General features: G+C 60.9%; 17 protein-coding genes. 4 read left to right on the top strand and 13 right to left on the bottom strand.

What is annotated here, in order from left to right:
* Positions 1 to 114 precede the first annotated feature (114 nt).
* The 6 genes from ACW8PS_RS09680 to ACW8PS_RS09705 all read right to left on the bottom strand — a co-directional run bounded on the left by ACW8PS_RS09680 (position 115) and on the right by ACW8PS_RS09705 (position 6,819).
* A complete protein-coding gene (locus ACW8PS_RS09680) occupies positions 115 to 1,110 on the bottom strand; it encodes an ABC transporter substrate-binding protein (RefSeq protein WP_491527174.1) in 996 nt (331 codons plus the stop codon).
* Positions 1,111 to 1,156: 46 nt separating this feature from the next.
* Positions 1,157 to 2,083, bottom strand: a complete 927-nt coding sequence (locus tag ACW8PS_RS09685; RefSeq protein ID WP_491527175.1) for an ABC transporter permease — start codon at positions 2,081 to 2,083, stop codon at positions 1,157 to 1,159.
* Positions 2,080 to 3,132 (bottom strand): ABC transporter permease, encoded by a 1,053-nt coding sequence (locus tag ACW8PS_RS09690; protein ID WP_491527176.1) that lies wholly within the window; start codon positions 3,130 to 3,132, stop codon positions 2,080 to 2,082. Before ACW8PS_RS09690 ends, ACW8PS_RS09685 begins: the two co-directional genes overlap by 4 nt.
* A 72-nt stretch (positions 3,133 to 3,204) precedes the next feature.
* On the bottom strand, positions 3,205 to 3,996 hold the full coding sequence (locus ACW8PS_RS09695; protein ID WP_491527177.1) for an ABC transporter ATP-binding protein: 792 nt from the start codon (positions 3,994 to 3,996) through the stop codon (positions 3,205 to 3,207).
* Positions 3,997 to 4,040: 44 nt separating this feature from the next.
* Complete coding sequence (gene hydA / locus ACW8PS_RS09700; protein ID WP_491527178.1) at positions 4,041 to 5,504, bottom strand: dihydropyrimidinase; 1,464 nt, start codon at positions 5,502 to 5,504, stop codon at positions 4,041 to 4,043.
* Between the two features lie 64 nt (positions 5,505 to 5,568).
* The gene (locus ACW8PS_RS09705; protein ID WP_491527179.1) at positions 5,569 to 6,819 is read right to left on the bottom strand and encodes a Zn-dependent hydrolase; all 1,251 of its coding nucleotides are present in this window, start codon (positions 6,817 to 6,819) and stop codon (positions 5,569 to 5,571) included.
* Positions 6,820 to 7,134: 315 nt separating this feature from the next.
* Here ACW8PS_RS09705 and ACW8PS_RS09710 point away from each other — a divergent pair, with 315 nt between their 5' ends.
* On the top strand, positions 7,135 to 7,740 hold the full coding sequence (locus ACW8PS_RS09710; RefSeq protein ID WP_491527215.1) for a TetR family transcriptional regulator C-terminal domain-containing protein: 606 nt from the start codon (positions 7,135 to 7,137) through the stop codon (positions 7,738 to 7,740).
* Between the two features lie 84 nt (positions 7,741 to 7,824).
* Here the strand turns inward: ACW8PS_RS09710 and ACW8PS_RS09715 are convergent, their stop codons facing one another.
* From ACW8PS_RS09715 to ACW8PS_RS09730, 4 genes are read right to left on the bottom strand one after another with little or no spacing between them, the layout of a single operon-like run.
* Positions 7,825 to 8,211 (bottom strand): VOC family protein, encoded by a 387-nt coding sequence (locus ACW8PS_RS09715; protein ID WP_491527180.1) that lies wholly within the window; start codon positions 8,209 to 8,211, stop codon positions 7,825 to 7,827.
* Positions 8,208 to 9,512, bottom strand: a complete 1,305-nt coding sequence (preA, locus tag ACW8PS_RS09720; RefSeq protein ID WP_491527181.1) for an NAD-dependent dihydropyrimidine dehydrogenase subunit PreA — start codon at positions 9,510 to 9,512, stop codon at positions 8,208 to 8,210. Before preA ends, ACW8PS_RS09715 begins: the two co-directional genes overlap by 4 nt.
* Before the next feature lie 3 nt (positions 9,513 to 9,515).
* The gene (locus ACW8PS_RS09725; RefSeq protein ID WP_491527183.1) at positions 9,516 to 10,016 is read right to left on the bottom strand and encodes a hypothetical protein; all 501 of its coding nucleotides are present in this window, start codon (positions 10,014 to 10,016) and stop codon (positions 9,516 to 9,518) included.
* A 14-nt stretch (positions 10,017 to 10,030) separates the two neighbouring features.
* Positions 10,031 to 11,377 (bottom strand): NAD(P)-dependent oxidoreductase, encoded by a 1,347-nt coding sequence (locus ACW8PS_RS09730; protein ID WP_491527184.1) that lies wholly within the window; start codon positions 11,375 to 11,377, stop codon positions 10,031 to 10,033.
* Positions 11,378 to 11,640: 263 nt separating this feature from the next.
* Between ACW8PS_RS09730 and accB the strand changes: the two genes are divergently transcribed.
* The 3 genes from accB (at position 11,641) to aat (ending at position 14,272) form a co-directional block, all read left to right on the top strand.
* Positions 11,641 to 12,135: an acetyl-CoA carboxylase biotin carboxyl carrier protein gene (gene accB / locus ACW8PS_RS09735; protein ID WP_491527186.1), complete on the top strand. Its 495-nt coding sequence runs from the start codon at positions 11,641 to 11,643 to the stop codon at positions 12,133 to 12,135.
* A gap of 9 nt (positions 12,136 to 12,144) precedes the next feature.
* On the top strand, positions 12,145 to 13,491 hold the full coding sequence (gene accC / locus ACW8PS_RS09740) for an acetyl-CoA carboxylase biotin carboxylase subunit (protein WP_491527187.1): 1,347 nt from the start codon (positions 12,145 to 12,147) through the stop codon (positions 13,489 to 13,491).
* Positions 13,492 to 13,606: 115 nt separating this feature from the next.
* Entirely contained in the window at positions 13,607 to 14,272 is a 666-nt protein-coding gene (gene aat, locus ACW8PS_RS09745; RefSeq protein ID WP_491527188.1) for a leucyl/phenylalanyl-tRNA--protein transferase, read from the top strand.
* Here the strand turns inward: aat and ACW8PS_RS09750 are convergent.
* Genes ACW8PS_RS09750 through ACW8PS_RS09760 form a run of 3 tightly spaced genes read right to left on the bottom strand, consistent with a single transcriptional unit; the run spans position 14,215 to position 15,499 of the window.
* Positions 14,215 to 14,646: a DUF2155 domain-containing protein gene (locus ACW8PS_RS09750; RefSeq protein ID WP_491527189.1), complete on the bottom strand. Its 432-nt coding sequence runs from the start codon at positions 14,644 to 14,646 to the stop codon at positions 14,215 to 14,217. The two genes, aat and ACW8PS_RS09750, sit on opposite strands and share 58 nt — an antisense overlap.
* The gene (mlaD, locus tag ACW8PS_RS09755; protein ID WP_491527190.1) at positions 14,643 to 15,110 is read right to left on the bottom strand and encodes an outer membrane lipid asymmetry maintenance protein MlaD; all 468 of its coding nucleotides are present in this window, start codon (positions 15,108 to 15,110) and stop codon (positions 14,643 to 14,645) included. The genes ACW8PS_RS09750 and mlaD overlap by 4 nt, the downstream gene beginning before the upstream one ends.
* An 11-nt stretch (positions 15,111 to 15,121) precedes the next feature.
* The gene (locus tag ACW8PS_RS09760; protein ID WP_491527191.1) at positions 15,122 to 15,499 is read right to left on the bottom strand and encodes an NADH:ubiquinone oxidoreductase subunit NDUFA12; all 378 of its coding nucleotides are present in this window, start codon (positions 15,497 to 15,499) and stop codon (positions 15,122 to 15,124) included.
* Positions 15,500 to 15,504 lie beyond the last annotated feature (5 nt).

Consider the following 15,504-nt stretch of genomic DNA (forward strand, 5'->3'; position numbering starts at 1 on the left):
CCGGCCCTGGGAAACTGGGGGCCCGCCCGGCCCAGGGGTTCAAAAAAACAAAAAATGGGGCGCGGCCGTTCTTTGGGCGGGCCCGCGCCTCAATTCAACAGCAGTCGAAAGGCCTCAGTTGCCCAATGCCATATCGGTCACAACGGATGTCCAGGCCCCCTCGGGTTCCATCGTGATCACCGGGTCCGAGCCGCCCGCCAGCAGCGTCGCCACCGTGCGCTCATAGGCAGCCTCGTCCAGACGCCCGTCCGATCCCGCCGTCAACAACGCGATTTCACCCATCATGCGGATCTGATGCGCCGCGGTCTGGGCCCCGGTCTCATCATAATCCAGCACGATCATCGCGGCGTCTTCGGGGTTTTCCTCGGCCCAGTCCCAGCCGCGCATGGAGGCCCGCACGAACCGCGCCATGCGGTCGACAAATGCGGGATCCTCAAGATTTTCCTCCAGCACCCACATGCCATCTTCCAGCGTCGCAACCCCCTGATCTTCATATTTGAAGGTCACCAGATCATCCTCGCTGACACCGGCATCCAGCACCTGACCATATTCATTATAGGTCATGGTCGAGATACAATCGGCCTGGCGCTGCAACAGCGGGTCGACATTGAAGCCTTGCTGCAGCACGGTGACACCGCCCTCGGATCCATCGGTCGCAATGCCCAACTGGCTCATCCAGCTCAGGAACGGGTATTCATTGCCAAAGAACCAGACACCGATGGTGTTGCCGGCCAGATCGGCAGGCTCCGAGATGCCGCTATCGGCCCAACAGGTCAACATCAGCCCCGAACGCGCAAATGGCTGCGCGATATTGACCACCGGCAAGCCACGTTCGCGCGCCGCCAGCGCCGAGGGCATCCAGTTCAGCATCACATCGGCACCGCCCCCGGCCAGAACCTGCGGCGGCGCAATATCGGGCCCGCCGGGCTGGATCGTGACATCGAGGCCTTCTTCTTCATAGAACCCGTTTTCCAGCGCCACATAATAGCCGGCAAACTGCGCTTGCGTTACCCATTGCAGTTGCAGCGTCACCGCGTCGCCATGGCTATCGGCATTGGCCATGCCCGCCACCAGCGAAAGCGCCAGCGCTGAGGTCATCAGGTGTTTCATCATTTTTCCTTCCATGTTGGTTTTCGGTTTCTTGTTATCTCTTTTGTTATCTTTGTTGCGACGGGTGCCAGAAGGTCAGCCGCCGTTCAGCCAGGGCAACCGCCCCGTAAAGCCCCGATCCCGCCACCGCCGCCACCGCGATCTCGGCCCAGACCATCGCCAGTTCCAGCGTGCCAAAACTGGTTTTTATGCGAAACCCCATGCCCACGATGGGCGAGCCGAAAAACTCTGCCACGATGGCCCCGATCAGCGCCAGCGTGGTGCATATCTTGAGGCCGTTGAAGATGAAGGGCAAGGCCGCAGGCAGGCGCAGCTTGACCAGCCCCTGCCAATAGCTTGCCGCATAAGTGTGCATCAGATCGCGCTGCATAGCCTCGGTGGCCTTCAGCCCGGCAACCGTGTTCACCAGAATTGGGAAAAAGACCATCACCACCACAACCGCCGCTTTTGATTGCCAGCCAAAGCCGAACCACATCACCAGAATGGGGGCGGTGCCCACAATCGGCAGGGCGGCGATGAAATTGCCAACCGGCAGCAGGCCGCGTTGCAGAAATTGCGACCGGTCGACCGCGATTGCCGTGGCCACGGCCAGCGCCGCCCCGATGACATAGCCGCTCAGCGCCCCTTTCACCACGGTCTGGATGAAATCGGCCCACAGCACCGGCCCGTTCTGGAGGATTGCAATCCAGATGTCGGACGGGGCCGGCAGGATCACCTGATTGACCTCGAACAACCGCACCGCCATCTGCCACAAAACCAGCAATGTCAGGCCAAAGATCACCGGCACCGCCAGACGCGCGGCCGGCCTTTCCTGCTCCGACAGCACGATATTCAGCCCCCAGGCGGCCAGCCAGATGGTAAAAATCACCCCAAGGCGCCAATCATAGACAAACCCGGCCACGCAGACGCCCGCAGCGACCCAGATTTTCGGGCTGAGGGCACCGGATGCTCTGCTTGCGGCCACACTCCTCATCGCGCCAGCCCCATTCGTGTCAGGGTCCGCTTCTCGACAAACCCGATGATCCATACCAGCAGCGCGGCACAAATGGCGGCAGTAAACAGAGCCGCCCAGATCTGCACGGTCTGGCCATAGTAACTGCCGGTCAGCAACCGCGCACCCAGCCCGAACCGGGCCCCGGTGGGCAGTTCGGCAACGATGGTGCCGACCAGCGCCGCCGCGACGCCGATTTTCAGCGAGGTAAAGAGATAGGGCAGCGATGCAGGCAGTCGCAATTTCCAGAACACCTGCGCGCCACTGGCCGAATAGGTGCGCATCAGATCCAGCTCCATCGCCTTCGGGCTGCGCAAGCCCTTGACCATGCCCACGACCACCGGAAAGAAAGAAAGGTAACTTGAGATCAGAGATTTCGGCAACAACCCCTGCACGCCCATGGCATTCAGCACCACGATCACCATCGGCGCGATGGCAAGGATGGGAATGGTCTGGCTGGCAATCGCCCAGGGCATCACGCTCAGATCCATGGTCCGGTTATGGACAATTCCTACCGCCAGCAGGGTGCCAAGCCCGGCACCGATGGCAAAGCCCAGCAGCGTCGGGGCCAGGGTTTTCCAGGCGTGAAAGATCAGCGACCGGCGATTATTGACCACCCGCAGGCAGCCCTCGCTGAGGCCGGACCAATGCTCGCGCCCCTCGCCCCATCCGGTCCAGCTGCAGTCGCGCGCCAGCCCGATCGTGTTGTCGCGCATCTCGACCAGCACATCCTGCGGGCGCGGCAGGCGCGGGCGCTCGAACACATAGGCTGCGGGCAGAACGCCCGGATTGTCCAGCATCAGGCGGATCAACCCGGTCTGCCCCTGCTCCTGCGGTGTGGCGGGCATCACCTCGGCCCCGCCCCGCGTCGCCTGATCCAGCGCCAGGCGGAAATTCATCGGCGCGACAGCGGCCAGCCACAGCGCCAAAAGCACCCCGACCACAACGACCACCGGCAACGCGCCCCGCGCGGCGTTCAATAGCCCAAGGGACAGCCCCGATCGGGGCGCGGTTTGGGTTGCGTCACTCATCACGGCAGCCCGATTTCTATGCACCGGGCGTGTCCGCGGTGTGCACAGGTCGTGCATAGCGAATTGGCCCGCTCAATCATCATAGGCGTGCCCCGCGCGCAGCCCGTCGCGCACCCGATGCGCGATGGCCAGAAATTCCGGCGTATCGCGGATATCGAGCGGCCGTTCGGCGGGCAGATCGCTGTCGATGATATCGGTGATCCGACCCGGACGCGGCGACATGACGACAATCTTGGTGCTGAGATAGACCGCCTCAGGGATGGAGTGCGTGACAAAGGCGATGGTCTTGTTGGTCCGCGCCCAGAGCTTAAGCAATTGCTCATTCAGATGGTCGCGCACGATCTCATCCAGCGCCCCGAACGGCTCATCCATCAGCAGAATATCGGCGTCAAAGGCCAGCGCCCGCGCGATCGAGGCGCGCTGCTGCATACCGCCGGAAAGCTGCCAAGGATATTTCTGCCCAAAATCTTCCAGATCAACGAGTTGCAAGACGTTGTTCACACGCTTTTCCTGCTCGGCCCGATCAAATCCCATGATCTCCAGCGGCAGTTTGATGTTCTTTTCAATGGTCCGCCAAGGGTAGAGCCCGGCGGCCTGAAACACATAGCCATAGGCCCGGTTGCGCCGCGCCTCATCTGGCGACATGCCATTGACGGTGATGGTGCCGCCGGTCGGCTCCTCCAATGCTGCCATGACCCTCAGAAAGGTCGTCTTGCCACAGCCCGAAGGCCCGATGAAGCTGACGAACTCGCCCTTCATGATGTCAAGGCTGACCCCTTTCAGCGCATGGACCGGACCATCATTGGTATGAAAGGTCAGGTCGAGGTTACGCGCTTGAATCACAGGGGTTTGGGCGGCAGACATCGCCGCGCCAGATTGCTGTTTCGTTGTCATTTCAGCGGCCAAACTCAAATCCCCGCCGGAATGTTCAGCGGATCGCGCTGAATCATTTTCGGCGATGTCAGCGCCTTCCATTTGCTCAGCGCCTCATGGGCGGATGGAAAGGGCGGGCGCGGCACGAACCGGCCCCGGCCCGGGCTTGGCTGGCTGTTCTGTCCCCAGGCCCAGATCACCTCACCGCGCGACAGCGTATAGCGCGATTGCGCGGTCACGTTGAACCCGTCAAAGACGTTGTAATCCAGCACGGAATGATGGTTCGAGGCGCTGATGGTCTTGGAAATCTTGGGATCCCAAACCACGATATCCGCATCTGCCCCTTCAACAATCGCACCCTTTTTCGGGTATATATTCAATATCTTGGCGACGTTCGTTGAAGTGGTTGCAACAAATTCGTTCGGCGTCAAGCGGCCGGTTTCCACGCCTTCGGTCCACAGCACGGCAAGGCGTTCCTCCAACCCGTTCGACCCGTTCGGGATGAGGCGAAAATCATCGCGCCCGGCACGTTTCTGTTCGGTGTTGAACGCCGCGTGGTCGGTGGCGACAACCTGGAGCGACCCTGATTGCAGACCGGCCCACAGGCTTTCCTGATGTTCCTTGCTGCGAAATGGCGGGCTCATCACGCGCCGGGCGGCATGGTCCCAATCCTTGTTGAAATACTCCGATTCATCAAGTGTCAGGAATTGTATGAGAGGCTCGCCATAGACCCGCATCCCCTTTTGTCGCGCCCGCCGGATCGCTTCATGGGCCTGCTCGCAGGAGACATGCACGATATAAAGCGGCACACCGGCAGCATCGGCAATCGTGATGGCGCGGTTGGCGGCCTCGCCCTCGAACTCGGGCGGGCGGCTATAGGCATGGCCCTCGGGCCCGGTGATGCCCCGGGCGATCATCTGTTCCTGCATTTCGGCGACCAGATCACCGTTTTCGGCATGGACCATCGGCAGCGCGCCAAGCTCAGCGCAGCGTTTGAACGAGGCGAACATCTCGTCATCCTCGATCATCAGCGCGCCCTTATAGGCCATGAAATGCTTGAACGAGTTGACGCCCATATCAACGGCGTCCTTCATCTCATTGAAAACAGTCTCATCCCAGCCGGTGATCGCCATGTGATAGCCGATATCGGAACAGATCTGCGGGGCCGATTTGCGGTGCCATTCATTGATCGCATTCTTGATGGATCCATCTTCGCCCGGCAGGCAGAAATCAACCAGCATGGTGGTGCCACCCGCCGCCGCCGCCCAGGTGCCGCTTTCAAAGGTTTCTGCCGCCGTGGTGCCCATGAAGGGCATTTCCAGATGGGTATGGGGATCGATCCCGCCCGGGATCACATAGGCCCCTTCGGCATCGACATAGCTATCGCCCGACAGGTTTTCACCGATCTGGCGGATGGTCTCGCCCTCGATCAGCACATCGGCCTTCCAGGTGCGGTCGGCGGTGCAGACGGTGCCGCCTTTGATGACTTTGGTGGTCATTATTGATTTCTCCCTTTTCGTGGCACCGGGGCCGGTTCGGTATCGCGCCGCATCAACCCGGCTATCACACCACAATCTCCGCTGTTTCGACCACCGCATGCATCAGCACATTGGCCCCGGCCTCGGCCCATGCGGGGCTGATCTCCTCGGCCTCATTATGCGAAAGCCCGTCGACACAGGGGCACATCACCATCGCCGTCGGGGCCACATCATTGATCCAGCAGGCATCATGGCCAGCGCCTGAGACGATATCCATATGGGAGTAGCCCAACCGTTCGGCCGCATTGCGCACCGCGCCAACGCAGGCTTCATCAAAGGCGGGCGGGTCGAACTGGCCCACGATCTCGCAGGAAAATTCGGTGTTGATGCCTTCGCAAAGCCCCGGCGCGCGGGCCATGAACTCCGCGACCATGGCGTTCAGCTTGTCCAAGAGATGGCTGCGCATATCGACGGTGAACACGGCTTTGCCGGGGATGATGTTGCGGCTGTTGGGGTAGATATCAATATGGCCGATCGCGCCCACCGCACCGGGCTGGTTCGCCATCGCAATCTCATGGACCAGCTCCGTCACCAATGCCAATCCGCGGCCTGCATTCCTGCGCATCGCCATCGGGGTCGATCCGGTATGGCTTTCCTTGCCGGTCACGGTGCATTCGATCCAGCGCAGACCCTGGCCATGCGTGACCACGCCGATATCGCGGCCCTCCGCCTCAAGGATCGGGCCCTGTTCGATATGCAATTCAAAGAAGGCGTGCATCTTGCGAGCGCCGATTTTTTCTTCGCCCTTCCAGCCGATCCGCTGCAATTCATCCCCGAAAGTCTTACCCTCGGCATCGACCCGCGCGTAAGCCCAGTCGAGCGTGTGCTTGCCGGCAAAAACGCCCGAGGCCAGCATCGCGGGCGCATAGCGCGTGCCTTCTTCATTGGTCCAGTTGGTCACCACGATGGGATGCTTGGTCTTGATGCCCAGATCATTCAGCGTGCGAATGATTTCCAATCCGCCAAGCACGCCCAGCACGCCATCATATTTGCCGCCCGTGGGCTGTGTATCAAGATGTGACCCGACATAGACCGGCAGCGCGTCCGGGTCTGTCCCCTCGCGCCGGGCAAACATGTTGCCCATCTCATCAAGCCCCATGGAACATCCCGCCGCCACGCACCACTCCTGAAACAGGGCGCGTCCCTCGGCATCTTCATCGGTCAGGGTCTGGCGGTTGTTGCCGCCCGCAATGCCGGGGCCGATCCTGGCCATTTCCATCAGGCTGTCCCACAGCCTGGTGCCATTGATTTTCAGGTTCTCACCGGGGGCGGACATCGGCCTCTCCTCACTTCAGTTGCATGTCGGGCAAAGGGCATCGCCACACCCTCGCAATTCATTACGTTCCGCCTGGATCCCTGCCACGCGGGCGGGTGTGCCACGGATCAATCCGGCAATCTGTCATGCGCCCCCGATCTGGCGGCCCGATGGCTAAATTTCGGGCAGCGTGATTGTTCTTTTGACCAATCGGTCAAGAACACGCTATCAGAGGGATATGGACAGTCAAGAAATTGAACGCCGCACGCGTCGAATTGGCAGACAAAACGCACAAATTCCGTGCTCGCCTGCCTGCGGGGCGTGCTGGTAATGAATATGCAGCCACCGCGCACGCGCATTCAGCGCAAAAACACCGAGACCATTCTGAATGCCGGGCTGGAGGTTTTTTCGCGCCAGGGGTTTCGCGGTGCAACGCTGGATCATATAGCGTCTGAGGCCGGCCTGTCGAAGCCTAATCTGCTGTATTATTTCCCGTCCAAGGAAGCCATCCATGTGACCCTGCTGGAGCGGCTGATGCAAACCTGGCTGGACCCGCTGCGCGCGCTGGATGCCGAGGGCGATCCGGTGGCGGAGCTTTTGGCCTATGTCAGGCGCAAATTGCAGATGAGCCGCGATTACCCCCGCGAAAGCCGCCTCTTCGCCAATGAAATCCTGCAGGGCGCGCCGCGCATGCTGGCCGCATTGGAGGGGGACCTGAAAGCGCTGGTAGATGAAAAATCGGCAGTGATTCAGGAGTGGTCCGATACCGGCAAGCTGGCCCCCGTGGACCCGCGCCACCTGATCATTTCGATCTGGGCGCTGACACAGCATTATGCCGATTTCGACGTTCAACTGCGCGCCGTTCTGGGGCCGGGCCATGATCCGTTGCAGGAGGCCGAGGGGTTTCTGGAGCAGCTTTTCACCAAACTGCTGACGCCCTGACAAGGTTCGACGGCCTGCGATCAGGGGCAAAGCCGCTTCAAAGCGGCTTTGGAAAAGGCGTTTCGAAACGCCTTCCCGCCCGCGTCAGCCCATCTCATCCGATGGAAAATCGACATGAATGTGGTTGCCATCAGGGTCATGGATATTGACCTGCACCACATCCACCGGCCCGGGCGGAACGCGCGACAGGCGATAGGGAATATCCTTGCCTTCCAGCAATGCCAGGAACGCCGCATAACCGCTTGCATTCAAAGCGAAATGCTCCAAGGTCAGCTGCCTGCCACCGGGGCCGTCAATGGCCCTATCCTCAACCAGATGGATCACCGCCTGATCGCCCGCATAAAGCCACGCGCCGGGAAAGCCGAAATCGGGCCGGGGGCCGGGATGCAGGCCCAAAACCTCACCATACCAGACCACCAGAGCGTCCAGCTGCGCCGTGCGCAGGTTCACATGATCTAGCCCGCGGATCATTCGGCCGCACAGCTGCCGGGGTTGTTGGGATGCGTGGTCCAGTTGGCATAGTCTTTCTCCACCACCTTGCCGGTGCGCTCATCAATCTGGCCCGGTTCCAGCGTCACCATGGTGATGCAATCCTCGACCGGGCAGACATTGACGCAGAGATTGCAGGCGACGCATTCATCATCCTGAACCTCGAATACGCGATCCTCGGACATGGTGATGGCCTGATGCGAGGTATCCTCGCAGGCCGCATAGCAGCGCCCGCATTTGATGCAGGCCTCCTGGTCGATCCGCGCCTTGGTGATGTGGTTGAGATTGAGGTAATTCCAATCCGTCACATTGGGTACCGCCTTGCCGATGAACTGGTCGGTCGTGCTATATCCCTTCTCATCCATCCATTGCGAAAGGCCTGAGATCATTTCCTGAACGATCTTGAAACCATAGGTCATTGCCGCCGTGCAGACCTGCACATTGCCCGCCCCAAGCACCATGAATTCGGCCGCGTCGCGCCATGTGGTCACACCGCCAATGGCCGAAATCGGATAGCCGCGCGTATCGCCATCGCGGGCGATATCGGCCACCATATGCAGGGCAATCGGTTTGACCGCCGGGCCGCAATAGCCGCCATGCGTGCCCTTGCCGTCGATCATCGGCTCGGGGCTCATCACATCGAGATTGACCGAAGTGATTGAATTGATGGTGTTGATCAGTGATACCGCATCCGCGCCGCCCGCCTTTGCCGCCCGCGCCGATGTGCGAATATCGGTGATGTTGGGCGTCAGCTTCACGATCACCGGCTTGGAGTAATACATCTTGCACCACTGCGCGACCATCTGGACATATTCCGGCACCTGCCCCACCGCAGATCCCATGCCGCGTTCGGCCATGCCATGCGGGCAGCCGAAATTCAGCTCGATGCCGTCGGCACCGGTCTGCTCGACCAGTGGCAGGATGTCTTTCCAGGCCTGTTCCTCGCACGGGACCATCAGCGACACGATCACCGCGCGATCGGGGTAGTCGCGTTTGACGCGGGTGATTTCCTCAAGGTTTGTCTGCAAGGGCCGGTCGGTGATCAGTTCGATATTGTTCAGCCCCAACAGCCGCCGATCCGCCCCGAAAATGGCCCCGTAGCGCGGGCCGTTGACATTGACGACGGGTGGTCCTTCGGAGCCGAGCGTTTTCCACACGACGCCGCCCCAACCGGCCTCGAATGCGCGCCGGACATTATATTCCTTATCCGTTGGCGGGGCCGAAGCCAGCCAGAACGGATTGGGGGATTTGATCCCCAGGAACTCGGTGGTCAGATCAGCCATTTCTTAGCTCTCCTCAATGGAGTTGATGATGGAGTCCGCGTCCACCTCCGCATCTTCGAGCCGATCCCGGGCCCCCGCGCAGACGGCTTCATCAAACGTTTCGGGATGCCGCAAAACCACGGCTTCGAAGGTCAATTCAGGATAGCCGCGCGAAACGAGATCATCAAATCCCGCGGATGCCGTTGCCCTGAGCGTGAGATCAGAGACGGTTTTCACCTCACCGTCCCTGGCTATTTTCTGGCGCGTTCGAGACAACCGAACCGTCTTGCCACGTTCTTCCAAAAGCATCTGTTCCAAGGCATGAATCGATTGCCAGACATCATGTTCAACACTCCCCGGCACCGCCTCAGGCTGCACAAAGCACAAACGCGTGAAGGCCGCGGATTCGACAATATCGGATTTTTCTCTTCGCGCATTGGAGATGAACCTGCGCAGCTTGTCCGGGTCCTCGGTCAGCCCGATTTGCGCCACGGCATTTCTTTCTCTGGATGACGGCTCTTTCATGTCCCGCCCCGCTTTCATGTCCCGCCCCGCCCCATCAACGCCGCATGAATATCCATCGCCGCGTCGCGGCCCTCGGCCACCGCTGTGACCGTCAGATCATCGCCGCCGCTGGCGCAATCGCCCCCGGCCCAGACTCCATCCATTGATGTGCGCCCGGTTTCGGTCACGGTGATCTTGCCGCCTGCAATCTGCAATCCATCGGGCACATTGCCCAAGTTTTGCCCAATCGCCTTGAACAGCTGATCGGCGGGCAGCCGAAAGGTCTCACCGGTGCCGGTCAGCACCCCATCGACGGTTTGGGTATATTCCAGCTCCAGCTCTGCCACGGCCCCATTCCCATGCACCGCAACGGGCTGCGCGTTATAGATGATCCGCACCCCCTTGGAGGTCGCCAGATCCTGTTCAAACTCCGAGGCCGCCATCCGCTCGCGGCCGCGCCGATAGGCAATGGTGACGTTTTCCGCCCCCAGCAGCTTTGCTTGCACCGCCGCATCGATGGCCGTCATGCCGCCGCCGATCACCACCACATTGCGCCCGACCGGCAGCGCAGTCAGGTCATCGGCCTGGCGCAGCTCGGCAATGAAATCAACCGCATTGGCAACACCCGGCCTGTCTTCGCCCTCCACGCCCAGCGCATTGACGCCCGACAGCCCCAGGCCCAGAAACACCGCATCGAAATCGGCCCGCAGATCATCCAGCGAACGGTCGGTGCCCAGCCGCACCCCGCTGCGCAGGGTGATGCCGCCGATCGCCATCAGCCAGCGCATTTCCGCCTCGGCAAAACCATCCACGGTCTTGTAGGCCGCGATGCCATATTCATTCAGGCCGCCGCCCTTGGGCCGGGCGTCAAGGATCTCGACCGCATGGCCATGCATCGCCAGCCGATGGGCGCAGGCCAACCCGGCAGGCCCCGCCCCAACCACGGCCACGCGTCTGCCGGTATCGGCGGCGCGGGTGAACGGGTGGCCGCCCTTGGCCATGGCGATATCGGTGGCAAATCGTTGCAGCCGCCCGATCTCGACCGGCTTGCCTTCGGCCGCCTCACGCACGCAGACCTCTTCGCAGAGCGTCTCGGTCGGGCAGACACGGGCGCACATGCCGCCCAGAATGTTTTGCTCAAAGATCGTGCGCGCCGCGGCCTGCGCCGTGCCGGTGGCGATCTGGCGAATGAAAAGCGGGATGTCGATCGAGGTCGGGCAGGCCGTGACGCAGGGCGCGTCATGGCAGAAATAGCAGCGATCCGCAGCAACCAGCGCCTCGTGCCCATCCAGCGGCGCGTGCAGATCGGTGAAATTGGCGGCAATCTGGTCGCTATCCAGTCGCGCGGCAGCAATACCGGGAGTAAGCGGGCTGTTCGTCATGGGGACCTCTGCGTGATCGAATGGCGGAACCTTATGGGAAAAGCTGGCACAGGTCCAATTTTTGATCAAGTGGTAAAAATTTTGAATTTGGGGCTTTCCACACCACGCATCATCAATTTCTGCCCCGAATGCCTGAAAATTCACCCTCGCGGGGGGGCTTTTGCTTTTCACCATCGGCGGGACCGCCTATACACGCCGGAAACGAAGAGCAGGCGGGGCAGGCATGCAAAATGGCCGCCCGCAGCAAGCGAGGAAAACGGGAAATGTCAAACAAGACGCATGACGGGGACGTTGCATTCATCAAGGCGCTGGCCGAATTGCTGAACCAGAACGACCTGACCGAGGTTGAGGTGATGCGCGAATATGGCGACAGCGACAGCCTGAATGTCCGCGTCAGCCGTCAGCCTGCGCCAGCCCCTGCTCCGGTCTATCACGCCCCGGCCCCGGCTGCGGCCCCTGCGCCAGCCCCGGCCCCTGCCGCAGCAGCCCCCGCGCCTGCCGCTGGCGGCGATCCGGCGCAAGACCCCGACGCCCTGACCTCGCCGATGGTCGGCACCGCCTATATGGCCCCCGAACCCGGTGCCGGAAATTTCGTGTCGGTGGGCGATAAGGTCAGCGAAGGCCAGACCCTGATGATCGTCGAGGCGATGAAGACCATGAACCAGATCCCGTCGCCCAAATCCGGCACCGTGACCCGCATTCTGGTGGGCGATGGCGATGCCGTGGAATTTGGCTCGCCTTTGATGATCATCGCGTAAGGCCAGATCATGTTTGACAAAATCCTGATTGCCAATCGCGGAGAGATTGCCCTGCGCGTCGTCCGTGCGGCCCGCGAAATGGGCATCCAGACGGTTGCCGTCCATTCCACCGCCGATAGCGACGCAATGCATGTGCGCATGGCGGATGAGGCGATCTGCATCGGCCCGCCCGCTGCCACCGAAAGTTACCTGTCCATTCCCGCGATCATCTCGGCATGTGAAATCACCGGGGCCCAGGCGATCCATCCGGGCTATGGCTTTCTGTCTGAAAATGCCAATTTCGTGCAGATCGTGCAGGATCATGATCTGACCTTCATTGGCCCCACGGCCGAGCATATCCGCGTGATGGGCGACAAGATCACCGCCAAGGATACGATGAAGGCCCTGGGCGTTCCTTGCGTGCCCGGCAGCGATGGCGGCGTTGACACGCTGGAGGATGCGCTGAAGATCGGCGAGGAATTCGGCTATCCGGTGATCGTCAAGGCCACGGCAGGTGGCGGCGGCAAGGGCATGAAAGTGGCCGGGTTCGCGGAAGAGATGAAATCGGCCTTTCAGACCGCGCGCGCCGAAGGCAAATCAAATTTCGGCAATCCGGATGTCTATATCGAAAAATACCTGACCACGCCGCGCCACATTGAAATTCAGGTCTTTGGCGATGGCAAGGGCAACGCGGTCCATCTGGGCGAACGCGATTGTTCGCTGCAGCGCCGCCATCAGAAAGTGTTCGAAGAGGCCCCCGGCCCCACCATTGACGCCGCGACCCGCGCCCGTATCGGCAAGGTCTGCGCCGATGCCGTGGCCAATATCAACTATATCGGGGCCGGCACGATCGAGTTTCTCTATGAAAACGGCGAATTCTTTTTCATCGAGATGAACACCCGTTTGCAGGTCGAACACCCCATCACGGAAGCGGTGTTCGGTGTCGATCTGGTGCGCGAACAGATCCGGGTCGCGGCCGGTTTGCCGATGTCCTTCACGCAGGATGACCTGCAGGTGCAGGGTCACGCCATCGAAGTGCGGATCAATGCCGAAAAGCTGCCGAATTTCTCGCCCTGCCCCGGACGGATCAGCCAGTATCACGCGCCCGGAGGGCTTGGCGTGCGGATGGATTCGGCGCTCTATGACGGCTATTCGATCCCACCCTATTACGACAGCCTGATTGCCAAGCTCATCGTGCAGGGCCGCGACCGGCCCGAAGCGCTGGCACGCCTGCACCGGGCCTTGGGGGAATTGATCGTTGATGGTGTTGATACCACCATCCCGCTTTTTCGTGAATTACTGAAGGAAGATGCGGTTTTGTCGGGTGACTACAACATCCACTGGCTGGAACATTGGCTGGACCAGAAATTCGGCTGAACCGGCGCAATACCGGCCATAACCGTGATGTGTTGACGGGCTGGCGCGAATTCCGCAACAGTCTGTCTTTCAGCAAGCGACTGCATTCCCGAAAAACCCTGCTAAACTGCTGCAAATGGCCCATGATCTTCTAACCCCGCTTCGCCCTGCGATAACGCCTGATCTGCTGCTCAGAGCCTATTCTGTCGGCATCTTTCCGATGTCCGAAGGGCGCGATGATCCCGGCGTTTTCTGGGTCGATCCGCAGATGCGCGGCATTATTCCGCTGAACGGCTTCCACATCTCGCGCAGCCTGGCCAAGGACATCAGGTTGGAACGGTATGATATTCGTATCAACGCCGATTTCGCGGGCACCGTGCAGGGCTGTTCCGAGCGTGAGGAGACCTGGATCAATGATCAGATTGCCGATCTGTATGGTCAGTTGCACGCCGCAGGCTTTGCCCATTCGGTCGAGGTCTGGGACGGCGACACGCTGGTCGGTGGCGTTTACGGTGTGGCGCTTGGTGCCGCGTTCTTTGGCGAAAGCATGTTTTCGCGCCGGCGCAATGCATCCAAGATCGCGCTGGCCTATCTGGTCAAGCGGCTGCGCTATGGCGGGTTCCAGCTATTTGATACGCAGTTTGTAACCGACCATCTGCTCAGCCTTGGGGCCGAGGAAATCCCGCGGTCAGTTTATCGCAAGAAACTGGAACGCGCGCTGCATTGGGAGGCTGATTTTCTGGCTCAACCGTCGCCGGTGCCGGTTTCCGAAATACTGCACCGAAGGACCCAGACATCATAGCGCGGATGTTCCAATGCCACCAATGCCGGGCTTGAGGCGATCATCCAGCCGTTGAACAATTCCGTCCCCTCCAGATCCAGAACCTGAATATGGGCATAGGCCTCGGCCTCGGGTGTATCCTCGGGATAGCGGCATTCGATCAGGCGCACGGCGATGCGGCCAATCACAACGGTCTGACCGCGCGCAATGTCGATATCGGTGGTCCGGCCAACGGTCTTGTCCAGCGCCCGCAGCACCGCGCCGGGGGCCTCCAGAACCACGGGGCCCAGGTCGAAATTCGGGTTCGGTTCCTGCGTCAGCTGCACGCCATCTTGCTGCGCGCCCGCCAGCGCGGGCCAAAGCAGCAGGGCCAGAATAGCCAGCGCCCGTATCATTGGCCCTCCCCATTGCCGCTGCTGTCACCACCACCGACATAGCGCAGCAACAGCGTCACCAACGAAACCGAGCTTTGAGTGTTGTAGATTTCATCATCGGCGGCCAGATATTCAAAGGATCCGCCGGGCAGAATCTCCACGAAATTGCCGCCAAGCAGCCCTTCCGAAGATATTGCGACCGCGCTGTCATCGGGCACCGCAATGTCACCCAGAACCGAAAACCCGACATCGGCGCGGTAGGTTTCGCCGTTCAGCGACAGGTCGGTGACACTGCCCACCCGGACGCCCGCCAGGCGCACCTCGGTGCCCACGGCAATGCCATCGGCGGAACGGAATGAGGCAGATAGCCGGTAATTGTCGCCGCCGGTTTCATAACCGCCGACCTGAACGGCATAGGCAAAAAACCCCACGGCCGCGGCCAGAACGGCACCGCCCACCAGAACTTCTGTGACATTTTCGGACATCGCGCGCGCCTTTATTCCGGATTCCAGGCCTCGTAATCGCGGCGCTCCGCAGGCACGGCCTGGCGTTGCGACCCGGCCGGCGCATAGGCCGCGGCGGTGCCGGTCAGGTTGGGCTGATGCGGCTTCTCCCAATCCTTATGCGCCAGCGGGCGATCTGCGGGCGAATTGTCAAAGGTATGATGCAGCCAGCCATGCCAGTCAGGCGACACCCGGCTGCCTTCGACCTCACCGTTGAAAATCACCCAACGGCGCACGCCATCGCGTGTCTGGTAATAGATATTGCCCTGATCATCCTCGCCGACCTTTTCGCCTTTGCGCCAGGTATATAGCTGCGTGCCCACGGTCTGGTCGTTCCACCAGGTAAACAGACGGTTGATGAACGCGAGCATGGCAC

The organism is Alterinioella sp., from assembly GCF_058343375.1.